The organism is Acinetobacter sp. NigerLNRRAM0016 (genome assembly GCF_054112845.1).
The window spans coordinates 158,858-170,722 of the sequence record NZ_JBSYVT010000001.1; the positions used below are offsets into that span (position 1 = coordinate 158,858).

Annotated in this window: 10 protein-coding genes; 9 read left to right on the forward strand and 1 reads right to left on the reverse strand. The window is 45.8% G+C overall.

The annotated features are described in order from the left end of the window. The first annotated feature begins 120 nt into the window (after positions 1-120). Positions 121-627 (forward strand): hypothetical protein, encoded by a 507-nt coding sequence (locus ACWQ4X_RS00765; protein WP_374529288.1) that lies wholly within the window; start codon positions 121-123, stop codon positions 625-627. A 46-nt stretch (positions 628-673) separates the two neighbouring features. Here the strand turns inward: ACWQ4X_RS00765 and pap are convergent, their stop codons facing one another. Continuing rightward, positions 674-2,092, reverse strand: a complete 1,419-nt coding sequence (gene pap / locus ACWQ4X_RS00770) for a polyphosphate:AMP phosphotransferase (RefSeq protein WP_457902375.1) — start codon at positions 2,090-2,092, stop codon at positions 674-676. Between the two features lie 214 nt (positions 2,093-2,306). Here pap and ACWQ4X_RS00775 point away from each other — a divergent pair, with 214 nt between their 5' ends. The 8 genes from ACWQ4X_RS00775 to ACWQ4X_RS00810 all read left to right on the forward strand — a co-directional run bounded on the left by ACWQ4X_RS00775 (position 2,307) and on the right by ACWQ4X_RS00810 (position 11,588). After that, positions 2,307-3,011 carry an FFLEELY motif protein gene (locus tag ACWQ4X_RS00775; RefSeq protein ID WP_457902376.1) on the forward strand — a complete coding sequence of 235 codons (705 nt, stop codon included), beginning with the start codon at positions 2,307-2,309 and terminating at the stop codon, positions 3,009-3,011. 167 nt (positions 3,012-3,178) lie between these two features. Further along, entirely contained in the window at positions 3,179-4,123 is a 945-nt protein-coding gene (gene ubiE / locus ACWQ4X_RS00780; protein WP_142769643.1) for a bifunctional demethylmenaquinone methyltransferase/2-methoxy-6-polyprenyl-1,4-benzoquinol methylase UbiE, read from the forward strand. A gap of 22 nt (positions 4,124-4,145) precedes the next feature. Further along, positions 4,146-4,814, forward strand: a complete 669-nt coding sequence (locus ACWQ4X_RS00785) for a ubiquinone biosynthesis accessory factor UbiJ (protein WP_457902377.1) — start codon at positions 4,146-4,148, stop codon at positions 4,812-4,814. A gap of 18 nt (positions 4,815-4,832) precedes the next feature. Further along, on the forward strand, positions 4,833-6,452 hold the full coding sequence (locus ACWQ4X_RS00790) for an ABC1 kinase family protein (protein ID WP_100240445.1): 1,620 nt from the start codon (positions 4,833-4,835) through the stop codon (positions 6,450-6,452). A gap of 172 nt (positions 6,453-6,624) precedes the next feature. Beyond that, the gene (locus ACWQ4X_RS00795; RefSeq protein WP_457902378.1) at positions 6,625-7,707 is read left to right on the forward strand and encodes a patatin-like phospholipase family protein; all 1,083 of its coding nucleotides are present in this window, start codon (positions 6,625-6,627) and stop codon (positions 7,705-7,707) included. A gap of 175 nt (positions 7,708-7,882) precedes the next feature. After that, on the forward strand, positions 7,883-8,665 hold the full coding sequence (gene hisIE / locus ACWQ4X_RS00800; protein WP_457902379.1) for a bifunctional phosphoribosyl-AMP cyclohydrolase/phosphoribosyl-ATP diphosphatase HisIE: 783 nt from the start codon (positions 7,883-7,885) through the stop codon (positions 8,663-8,665). A gap of 7 nt (positions 8,666-8,672) precedes the next feature. Then, a complete protein-coding gene (locus ACWQ4X_RS00805) occupies positions 8,673-10,184 on the forward strand; it encodes a UvrD-helicase domain-containing protein (RefSeq protein WP_457902468.1) in 1,512 nt (503 codons plus the stop codon). Positions 10,185-10,208: 24 nt separating this feature from the next. Continuing rightward, positions 10,209-11,588 (forward strand): ATP-binding protein, encoded by a 1,380-nt coding sequence (locus ACWQ4X_RS00810; RefSeq protein ID WP_457902380.1) that lies wholly within the window; start codon positions 10,209-10,211, stop codon positions 11,586-11,588. Positions 11,589-11,865: the final 277 nt, after the last annotated feature.

Consider the following 11,865-nt stretch of genomic DNA (forward strand, 5'->3'; position numbering starts at 1 on the left):
ACTATACTTGGTGTACTGTCTATGTCACGGTATAGCACAATATCGATTTAAAAATGACTTTGAAAATCGATGCTTAAAGATGCTTCAATATAAAAATGGATACAAGGTTTAAACTAGACAATGAAAATAGACAATATTCCCGACTCAATTGATGCCTCGTTAAATCTAGAACAAATCCGCGCCGAATGCCTTGAACTGGTGCAAAAGCGTGCCTATGTTTCTGCGGGTGCTGCCGTCATTCCTGTGCCTTTTTTCGATGTGGTGGTTGATGTTGGCATCTTGTCGCAACTGATTCCAGAAATTAATGCCCGTTTTGGGCTTGCACCTGAACAAATCAGCGTGTTTGATTTGGAAACTAAACAAGTTCACTGGCAAGAACTGCGTAAACGCGGATTTGAATTTTCAGGTCTGGTGGTCGCACGTACTGCGGTGAAAAATTCATTGCACAATGTCGCATCTAAAATGATTACCAAACAAGTGACCAAATATATCCCCTTAGGAGGTCAGCTGGTGGCGGCAAGTCTCGGCTATTTCGTGATGAAAAAAGTGGCTGAGGCACATGTGGAAGATTGCTACAAACTCGCCAAATCCATCCAACACAAGCAAAACCTGCAAGCCACTGCTTAAACTTAACCCAGTGAAAGCCTGATTCCAGCAAGCAACTCAGCCCAGACTATTCGGCTTTGAGTTGCTTCAAAATGCTTCTTAAAATTTCCAGCCTCGCCCCATATTTATCATCGTTGGCAACGATATACCACGGGGCATAATCGGTATGGGTTCGCTCAAACATATCTGCTGCGGCATGCAAATACTCATCCCATTTTTCACGATTACGCCAGTCATCGGGCGTGATTTTAAAGCGCTTATGCGGTGTTTCTTCACGCTCCTTAAAACGGGCATATTGCTCATCCTTACTAATCGACAGCCAAATTTTCACCACAACGGTATTACTATCGGTCAGATCTTTTTCAAAGCGATTAATTTCTTCATAAGCACGTTGCCACTCGACTTCATTGGCAAAACCCTCAACCCGCTCTACCAGCACACGCCCATACCAGGTCCGATCAAAAATCGTAATGTTCTGATTGGGTAATATTTTCCCCCAAAAGCGCCAGAGATACGGATGACGTAATTCATACTTTTCGGGTGCCGCAATACTGTGAATTTCGTATTCCCGCGGGTCTAGACTTTTCACAATCCGTTTAATGGCACCGCCTTTGCCCGCAGCATCCATCCCTTCTAAAGCAATAATCACATTGCGCTCACCAAAACGTAAGGTGTCTGCAACCTTACGGGTCAGCCGCTCTAGCTCGGTTTTATACTCGGTCTTATCAATTTTAAGAGTGGGTGGTTGTTCCAGAATGGCCGGGATTTCAACTTGTTTCCATTTATGTTGTGCCGACTTCACATGCTCGGGGCAATGCTGCATCGCTCTTAAGACATGCTGTGCAAATTGTTGATCACGCAATTGCTCATCTTCACAGTCAATAATAATCCAGTCTTCGGTAAAACGCTGACGTAACTTCTGCAAGCGATCATATTGCTTTTTATTGCGCCAATTTAAACCATGCAATTTATGCCAATGTATTTCACTGGCATCCATCTCATCCAGCCGCTTTTGTAGCGACTTCCAAGACAAGTCAAACCAGACTTTAATTACATCCACATGATTATTTTTCAGGTCTTGCTCAAAAGCACGCATGTTGTCGACATATTCATCATAAAGTGTTTCATCCAGCGGCTGTGACACATGTAAGGCAGTGCTGAGCAAATCTCCATACCAGTTTCCAAACAACACCGCAATTTGCCCTTCACTGGGAATAAAGCGTGCATAAGGCTGCCAAAAGGTTTGGGTATTATTAAACATTACGGGAGCATCGGCTTTGACGCGCAAATAACGCGGATCCATCCACTCCCGTAATTGCTTCACCGACTCCCCTTTGCCCGCCAGCTCGATGCCGCTGACTAACACCACTAAACTTTTGGCATTGGGCTGATCTTTGGTGTCTTTTAAGGCGTATTGCGCATCAATTAAATCGAGTGACAGTTGGCTTTCATCTACCAAGGCTGGTTCTAGTTGTTGTTTTGCCATTTTTGTCTCGCCATCAGTTGATTAATATCAGTTCGGTCTTTTTTAAAGCCGTTGTTTTGTTTCAGTATAAAACAAGCCGAAAGTTCATTTTTGCAGATCTTTGTATAATTTCATGACAAATTGGCTGATTTTCATGTCGTATTCGATCATTTTGTCATGGCGGGAACGTGCAACAAGCTCTAAGATTTGCACACGTTTCAAATTGAGATAGCTCATGTCTAAACTTGCAGTACTAGATGACCTACTAGAACAGTATTATCAATTGCAATATCACCATAATGCTGAGCTATTTCAACGTCTGCAAGATGTGCAAATGTGGCAAAAACAGCGGATGCAACGCACCCATCAACAGCACTTCGCAGTGAAAAATAACCAATTGATGGCGCAGTACTTTTTGAACCGTTTATACGGTGGCCCCGATTTTGATGCTTTGGCCAAACAAATAGCCCGCATGATGAAATATGTGCACAAAGCCGAGAAACTGATTCCAGAAAATGCGATTAGAACAGGCACCGCAGGGGTTGAGTTGGCAATCCTTGCCGTTCAGTTGGATGAACAAGTAGCCCTACAACTGCTCGAAGACTATGCCCCGAACACCCCACTGACCGATGAAATGATGCGCCTCAGCTATTTAAAGCTCGATCAAGGACAACCCCGTTTACATCAACTGGAACTGCTGGATCAGTTGGGCGCCAGCCTCGACAAATACATGCGTTCATTCATGGTTTATACCGCATTCAAAATGTGTAAAGGGGTGGCGTATAAACACCATTTCGACGTGATGTACGAATTTATGCAGGACGGTTTTTTGGCCATGAAACCCTTAAAATCGGCAGAGCAATTTGTCAAAGATTTCACCGCCATTGAACGTCAAATTATTGCCAAAGTGCATGCAGGTGATCTGCATCCGTTCCAATAACAGCGCATTCGCAGCGGGATAAAATCGTGCATACAGATACAGGATGGGTCATTTTTTCTGTATATTATTCATAACAATTGCATGATGATTGCTGTACATCGGCTGAGAATCTGTCATCATGCTTGCACTGCAACATTAACCCTATTTTTATGTTAGGAGTGACTTGAATGTCTAATGAAAATCAAACGCCTACCCCTACACCTGAGTCGGCTCAACAAACAGACAAAGTCAGCCCCTTCCTAAACAGCCCACTTCCTGAGGGTATCCCTCAAGGGCAGCAACAATCCTTACAACAACAATTAACCGATACGCCTGTGAATGGCACAGTACCAAAATACAACCTGCCACGCGGTGCCAATACGGGCAACGTCGGTGCGACCACCCACTTCGGTTACCAAACCGTGAACAGTGAAGACAAAGCACAGAAAGTTGCGGAAGTGTTCCATTCGGTTGCCAGCAAATACGACATCATGAATGACTTAATGTCTTTTGGTATTCACCGCCTCTGGAAACGCTTTGCGATTAACATGTCAGGTGTGCGCCGTGGTCAACACGTATTAGACATTGCAGGCGGTACAGGCGACTTGGCGAAAGTCTTTAGCCGTGAAGTCGGTCCTACAGGTCATGTAGTACTTTCAGATATTAACGAATCGATGCTCAACGTCGGTCGTGACCGTCTGATTGATGCTGGCTGTACCAATGTCGACTTCGTCTTGGCGAATGCAGAAACCTTGGAACCTTTTGCTGACAACAGCTTTGACTTGCTTACCATCAGCTTTGGCTTACGTAACGTGACCGATAAAGATGCGGCACTGGCAGCCATGTACCGTGTGCTTAAGCCAGGTGGTCGCCTTCTGGTATTGGAATTCTCGAAGCCTGTGTTCGAACCATTCTCTAAACTCTACGACTTGTATTCTTTCACGGCTCTACCAATCATGGGCAAAATTATCGCCAATGACTCTGAAAGCTATAAATACTTGGCTGAATCGATTCGTATGCACCCAGACCAACGTACCCTGAAAGGCATGATGGAACAGGCTGGCTTCCAGAACTGTGACTACCATAACCTCACTGGCGGTATCGTGGCTGTACACCGTGGTTTTAAACTCTAAACGGACTGGTGAAGGTTAAGCTATGTGGTCAATTCTGGCACTTGGTGCAGTTGAACGCTTGATTCACCATGTGATTGATCTGGATGCCATCACGCGCATTCAGCTCAATCAACTGCAAGGTAAAATGTTGCGCGTGGTGCTCGAGTCACCGCAACTCTCGGTGGATGTCTTCTTTGATCAAGACAAAGTGCGTCTTGAACCGAGTGTTACAGGTCAGGCAGAGCGTCCGTCCATTTTTGAGCAACGCCCGTTTGATCCGCAGCAAACCATTACTGCTGCAACAGCCACCTTACAGGTTAAAAATGTGATCGAACTGCTGAAACTCTTTTTAGCAGAAGATGTCGGCACCATTCCTGTACAAGGTGACTATCATTTATTGCAAGATCTCCAAAGAATCATGCAACAGGCTGAACCCGATTTGGCTGCGCATCTTAGTCCTTGGATTGGACCTGCCTTGGCGCATGAACTGGGCAAAATCCAACTTGCACCCAAACATCTAAAGCGCTCTTTACAGAGCCATCTATTCTTTGCTGAAGATGCCCTCAAAGAAGATTCAGGCTTGTTTGCTGCACGTTGGCAAATGGATGACCTGCAACAAGACACCCGTCTTTTGAATCAGAACCTTGACCGTGCAGAAGCCAAAATCCAGCAACTGCAACGTCAAATTGATGCCCTTCCAGACTCTCTTTAAATTTAGGTAATACACTTTATGATTCCGCACGTTTCACGTTTACTCGAACTTTGGCGCATTGCTGCGCACTATAGACTCGACACGTTGTTTCCTGCGGAAGAATTACCTGAAAAGGCACGTCATGCGCTGGCGATTATTCGCATGCACCCTGCAGCATGGTCGAGTAAAGAACGTAAAAATCCACTAAAACTCAAGCAAGCGCTTGAAGATATGGGACCGCTGGCGATTAAGCTGGGTCAATTACTCTCGACCCGTCGTGACTTGATTCCACCTGAAGTGCTGGCGCAACTGGTGTTGTTGCAAGATCGCGTCAAACCCTTTGGTAGCGATGTCGCAAAAACACGTATTCAACAATCGTTGAAAGCCGATGTTGCCACCCTGTTCAGCCGCTTTGATGAACAACCGCTTGCCGCAGCATCAATTGCACAAGTGCATACTGCTGCCCTGCATGATGGTCGTGAAGTGGTGGTAAAAGTCACCCGCCCTGATATTCGTAGCCAGATTCTGCAAGATTTCGAAATTTTAGAATGGCTCGGAGCCACTTTAGAAAAGCGTCTTGAAGCGGCACGTGCGCTGCATCTTTCTGAGATTATTCAGGATTATCGTCAAATTATCCTGAACGAATTGGATCTGACCTTAGAAGCGGACAACACCCGTCGCATGCGTCATTACTTTACCGGTTCAAGCATGATGTACGTGCCTGAAGTCTATATGGACAGTAAAGAAGTGATGGTCGCGGAGCGCATTACTGGCGTGCCGATTTCCGACACGGCGACCTTTGACCGTATGGGCATGGATCGTAAAGATTTGGCTGAAAAAGGTTTAACCATCTTCTTTACCCAAGTGTTCCGCGACAACTTCTTCCATGCGGATATGCATCCAGGCAACGTGTTTGTGGAAACCATCAATCCGAGCAATCCACGCTTTATTGCGCTGGACTGTGCGATTATGGGCGAATTGTCCAAGCACGACCAAATGACCGTGGCGCGCATGTTACTGGCAGTGATGAACAGTGACTTTATGCAGCTGATTCAGATTGTGCATCAAGCTGGCTGGATTCCACCGGGCACCGACCAAGATGCCTTGGCACGTGAAATGCGTCGCACGGTAGGACCGATGGTTTCAAAACCAATGCACGAATTGGACTTTGCTGGCATTCTAATTCAGGTCATGGATATTGCACGCCGTTTCCATTTAGAAATTCCGCCGCAATTGATGTTACTGCTGAAAACATTGGTACATGTAGAAGGTCTGGGCACTGACCTGTATCCAGAATTAGACATCTGGAGCTTAGCAAAACCAATCCTGACTGATTGGATCAAAGCGCAAATGAACCCGCAGAAAAACCTGAAAGAACTTGGACAGAAAATCCCCGATTTACTTTTGGGTGCGCAGGATTTCCCAACCCTGTTGGTGGACAGCTTAAATGGCTTGAAAAATCAGTCAGCTTGGAATGCCAAACAGTTGAATGAACTGCAAAGCCTGCGTCTGCAAATGGAGCATCAACAAAAACGCAGTTGGATTTTTGGCAGCCTGATGGCCATTTTCCTGTCGATTGCGATTATTGCCCCGTGGTACATCTCCATTGTTTTGATTATCTGCGCTAGTCTATTGTCAATTTGGCGCCTGTTTAAATAAACACTTGCGGATAAAACATACTGTGGATAGCCTGAGAGTTATCCACAGTATTGTTTATTTTTAGCTCACCGCACCAAAGTGACTACCAAGTCACCTAAAGTTTTTCCACGCCATTGAGACCCTAGACAGAACTTTTAAACTGAGTGCACATTCGTATATTTATAATTGCACCATGATTCAAATTCTTGAAAAGCGCTCACCCGCCTTGAACATTCGTGCTGGTCATCTGGCTCGGCAACTGATCCAACAAGAAGGCTTCCATGCTAAACAGGTCGATATTTTACCCGGTGCGGCAGGTGGTCCCAAAGGCATCGGTTTAACAGGTCTTGATCAGGCCATCTTTGGCAGTTTTCTGCCGCAAGCCAAACAGCGCCGCTTTTTAGTAGGTTCTTCTGTCGGCGCATGGCGCTTTGCAGGGATTTTGGCGCAAGGTGAAACGCTGGGTCCTGAGCAATTGGCGGAGTTATATATCCATCTGCCTTTTCATAAAAAGATGAAAATTGCCGAGATTGAAAAAATTTCACGCGACATGCTGGCAGGCATTTTAAATCAGCAAACCCCAAAATTGGTTGAACACCCTGACTATCACCTGACCATCATTGCGGCCAAAGCCCAACATTTATTCCAAAGTGATCAGCGTCTTGCCTTGTATGGCTCTTTGCTCGGTATTGTTGGGAGCAATGCCATTGCACGTCAGCATTTAAATCTATTTATGCAACGCGTGATTTGCCAGCCGCAGCATTTCCCGCAGTTCAAAATTAAAGAGGATAGCTTCACCACTCATTATCTCAACTTCAATGCTGACAATGTTGCAGACTGGCTCATGGCCTCAGGTTCGATTCCGGGGGTAACGCCTGCGGTCAAAAATATCCGTAATGCCCCGCAAGGTGCCTATCGTGATGGTGGTTTAATTGACTATCACATCGATTTACCCTTTGAAAGCCAAGGGATTGTGCTCTATCCACATTTTAGCGACAGCATTACCCCGGGCTGGTTTGACAAGATGTTTAAATCGCGCAAAGCCAATCCGAAGAATCAAGCACGCACTCTGCTGATTTCACCTTCGCAGGATTATCTGGCCAGTTTACCTTTGGGGCGTTTACCTGATCGTAAAGACTTCATCCTGAAAGACTTGGAACCGCAGCGCCGTATCCAGCTCTGGAAACAGTGTGTGGCTGAAAGCCAACGTCTGGGCGATGAGTTCTTGGAACTGGTTGAAAAACAGCGCTTTGCCGAGGTCATGCAAGCACTTTAAACCTGAGATCTGCAACATGAATGAACGGTGCCGAGTTCATGTTGCAACGCCCAGACTGGGCAAATTGATGAAAGATAATTAACACAAATCCAGCCCGATCCCCTACACTATAGCCTGATGTTTTTCGCATCAACCTGAATATTCTTTTCGATTAACTGATTTTGGTGAAGTCCCTATGAACAACGTGCGCTGGCTCGATGAAGTAAAATTTAACGAACAAGGTTTAGTCCCTGCCATTGCACAGCATCATCAAACAGGACGCGTGCTGATGGTGGCGTGGATGAACCGCGAAGCCTTGGCACTCACTGCTGAAAAAAATCAGGCGGTTTATTTTTCCCGTTCACGTAACAAGTTGTGGCACAAAGGGGAAGAATCTGGACACTTTCAAACCGTACATGAAATTCGTCTGGATTGCGATGCCGATGTGATTGTGCTGCAAATTGAACAGCATGGTGGCATTGCTTGCCATACCGGTCGTGAATCATGCTTCTACCGCAAACTCACTCCGCAAGGTTGGGAAATTGTGGATGCACAACTGAAGGATCCAAACGCGATTTATGGCGAAAAATCCAGTAACCCGCATACCCTTGCCATGAATGCATCGAATACGCAATCGGAACAGGTGGAAGTTTTATCCTATCTCGGTCAGATGATGACAGAACGCAAAGCTGCAGATCCAGACTCGTCTTATGTGGCGAAGCTCTATCACAAAGGTTTGAACAAAATTCTAGAAAAAGTCGGTGAAGAAAGTGTCGAAAGCATTTTGGCTGCCAAAGAGCTACAACTGGCAGCCAATGCAGACAATAAAAATGACCTGATTTATGAAGTTGCAGATTTGTGGTTCCATACCATTGTGATGTTGGGTCATTTCGACCTTGATCCACAACTGGTATTGAATGAATTGGCACGTCGCCAAGGACTGTCAGGTTTGGTTGAAAAAGCCAACCGTAGCCACTAAAGCCTTTTTGCCTGTGTCTAATCCACATCCAAAACCGAGCGCAACCTATGAGCAGGCGACTGCCATTGATAACGCGCGTCTGGGACAATCCTTTAAAGTGATTGCCTATGCGGGCACAGGTAAAACCACCACCCTGCAAATGATCAGTGATGCCATGCCGCAACGACGTGGCATGTATCTCGCGTTTAACAAAGCCATCGCCAGTGAAGCCCAGCAGAAGTTCCACTCCAATGTGGATTGCCGTACCTTTCACTCGTTAGCCTTTCGTAGTGTTCCACGTGGAATTACCGACAAACTGCGTTTACCCCGACTCAGCCCCAGCTTCATTGCCAAAGAGTATCGCCTAGAACCGATTACCTTAAGACGCATGATGGGCGGACGTTATGAAAAATACGTGCTGATGCCGAGTCGTCTTGCCAGTCTGGTGGCGAATGCCGTCAGCTATTTCTGCTCGACCAGTTCACAGTACCCTGCGCCGCGACATTTGCAAGCGCCGAACTGGTTGCATCCCGATGATATCGAAACGCTACAAAAGCACCTTTATCCTGCGGTTGAACGACGCTGGCTGGAATCGGTTGATCCCAATCATCAAGCTGGTATTGGGCATGATATTTATCTGAAACTTTGGGCGCTGTCTGAACCCAATATTCCTGCAGATTATGTCTTGTTTGATGAAGCACAGGATGCCGATCCGTTAATGTTGGGCATTTTGCTGCGGCAACGGAATACCCAAGTGATTTATGTCGGCGATGCGCATCAGCAAATTTATGCTTGGCGTGGTGCCGTCAATGCCATGCAGCAGCTGCCCTTGCCCGAATCTCGTTTGACCATCTCATTCCGCTTTGGCGAAAGCATCGCGCAAAATGCCAATGCGATTTTGGGCGCACTCAATGAAAAAGTGCCGCTTTTAGGTAATCCATTACTCAATTCCAAAGTCGTGAATAAACCGCATACCAAAATGCGTGATGCAATTTTATGCCGTACCAATGCCCGCGCCATGGAACTACTGCTTTCGGGTTTGGTGCATGGAGATAAAGTCAGCCTGCAAGCCGACCACGTCAAACTCAATCGTTTTGTCGATGCCGCCAGCATGCTGAAACAAGGCAAACGCGTGACCGATGTACCTGAACTGGCGTGGTTTAATTCTTGGCATGATGTGCATGAATATTGTGAAACCAATGAAGGCAGTGACATTAAACCGTTAGTGAAACTGGTGGATGATCATGGCACCGATCCACTCAAACGTGCTTTAGCCAAAATTACGCCGATTGAACACGCCGACTATATTATTTCTACGGCGCACAAAGCCAAAGGGCTGGAATGGGACCGTGTGCACATTGAAGATGACTATCAATTTAAGCTGACTGAGCAAGATCATAAAATTAGTGACGAAGAGTTAAGATTGCTGTATGTCGCTTGCACTCGTGCTAAAGTAAGTCTAAATATTCACCATATTTACGACTTGATGCAACAACTGAAAAATAGGATGCCTAGCTCATTACGCCAAGCAGCAGGCTAGCCGTTGCACGAATGCGGGGCTTATATGAAAATCGAATCGATACAGCTCAAACACACCAATCTGTTTGCCAATTTACAACTGCAATTTCAGTATCACGATCAGCCAATTACCCTCATTCTAGGCGATCAGGCGACAGGCAAAACCAGTATTTTAAAACATGCCTATCAAGCACTGACATGGTTTTCTGCTCGCTATAAAGATTTGCGCAGTGCGGGTGTGGTGATGCTTGATCAGGACATCATGTACAGTCGCCTGCAATCCAAAGTCCAGATTAGTGTCGAAATCCCTACGGACATTGGCACCCTCGCTGAATCTGAAACGGCACAAGCTGAAGCCTCGAATCGTTGCAGTTGGCAACTCTATAAAACCCTGAATCAGCAAGGCATTGGACTCAGCAAAGCAGAAACCGATCAACTGGAACAACTGGTACAGCTCTACCATCGGGCACTACAACAAGACCCGATGCAGGGCTTGCCCTTGATTGCCTATTACCCCGCTGAACGCTTTGTCAATGAAATCAATCTGCTCAGTAAAAACAATCCAATTGTATTTCAAGCGGCGCATGCCTATGAAGTCGCAGCCATCCCATTTACCACCTTTAGTCGTTTCTTTGAATGGTTTCGTGAAATCAGTGATCTGGAAAATGCCCAAACCGCACAACTGTTCCAGCAACTGATGCGGGATAAATTACATCTAGGACCACATTTACAGCCTGAAAATGTTCCCAACACCTTGTTTCAGGCGCATGTGCAACTGCACGCGCCCTGTTTAAAAGCCTTGAAAGATAGCCTGAAAATCCTTGTACCTGAACTACAGGATATTTTTGTGCAGTATCAGCCGAAACTGCAATTGATGGTGAACTACCAAGGCAAGGTCATGCAATTTCAACAGCTGTCCAGTAGTCAAAAGAACTGGATTGCCTTGATTGGCGATATTGTACGGCGAATGTGCTTGCTCAATCCCCTCAGCCTATATCCTTGCTTGGAAGGTGATGGGGTGTTATTGATTGATGCAATTGATGAACAACTCGATCAAAACCACTGCAGCCAGATTTTGCAACATTTACATCAGGCTTTTCCACGTCTGCAAATTATTGCCACAGGCAACCGCATTGAACTCCTCGAAAATGCCGCTGCCTACCAATGTCTGCAACTAGGTCCACAAGGTGTACAGGACATTCTGCTGCAACCGCTGCAGCAGCAATTTGATCAGATTTATGCCGAACTCAGCCAAATTTCCTTGTCGGGTGCTGCAACATTGGAACAATTGTCTGATGAGCCTGCCCTGTCTACTGCTCAGCACCTGTATGCACAGATTCAGCAACTTTCGCCCGAAGCCCAAACCGAATTACAACAACTTTGGCAACAAGCGAATGATTCTTCCTTCAAGGATCCCTCCTCTTAATTGCCGATTTGGACTGCATTCGGCAGCTAAGTTTTAACCTCAAATCAGAGTTCTGCGCGTATAATCGGACAGGTGTGCGCGAAATGGTTTGATGTTGTTTTATTCATGTAATAAGATCAGATTTATTTGCCTTTTTTATAGTAAAATTTTGTTTTGCTATAATTTTGCAAGTTGCGCAACACAACTTGTTTTTCGTTTTTTATTTTCTTTACGGCTTTCAAGATTGAGTATTTTTGGATATCTCTTTGCTGTCCTGTAATCCTTGAAAGATAAGATT

Excerpts from the sequence above, each read along its gene's own strand:
- ubiE (WP_142769643.1), top strand. The coding sequence starts at position 3,179 with ATGTCTAATGAAAATCAAACGCCTACCCCTACACCTGAGTCGGCTCAA.
- ACWQ4X_RS00810 (WP_457902380.1), top strand. The coding sequence starts at position 10,209 with ATGAAAATCGAATCGATACAGCTCAAACACACCAATCTGTTTGCCAAT.
- ACWQ4X_RS00785 (WP_457902377.1), top strand. The coding sequence starts at position 4,146 with ATGTGGTCAATTCTGGCACTTGGTGCAGTTGAACGCTTGATTCACCAT.
- ACWQ4X_RS00765 (WP_374529288.1), top strand. The coding sequence starts at position 121 with ATGAAAATAGACAATATTCCCGACTCAATTGATGCCTCGTTAAATCTA.
- pap (WP_457902375.1), bottom strand. The coding sequence starts at position 2,092 with ATGGCAAAACAACAACTAGAACCAGCCTTGGTAGATGAAAGCCAACTG.
- ACWQ4X_RS00795 (WP_457902378.1), top strand. The coding sequence starts at position 6,625 with ATGATTCAAATTCTTGAAAAGCGCTCACCCGCCTTGAACATTCGTGCT.
- hisIE (WP_457902379.1), top strand. The coding sequence starts at position 7,883 with ATGAACAACGTGCGCTGGCTCGATGAAGTAAAATTTAACGAACAAGGT.
- ACWQ4X_RS00775 (WP_457902376.1), top strand. The coding sequence starts at position 2,307 with ATGTCTAAACTTGCAGTACTAGATGACCTACTAGAACAGTATTATCAA.
- ACWQ4X_RS00790 (WP_100240445.1), top strand. The coding sequence starts at position 4,833 with ATGATTCCGCACGTTTCACGTTTACTCGAACTTTGGCGCATTGCTGCG.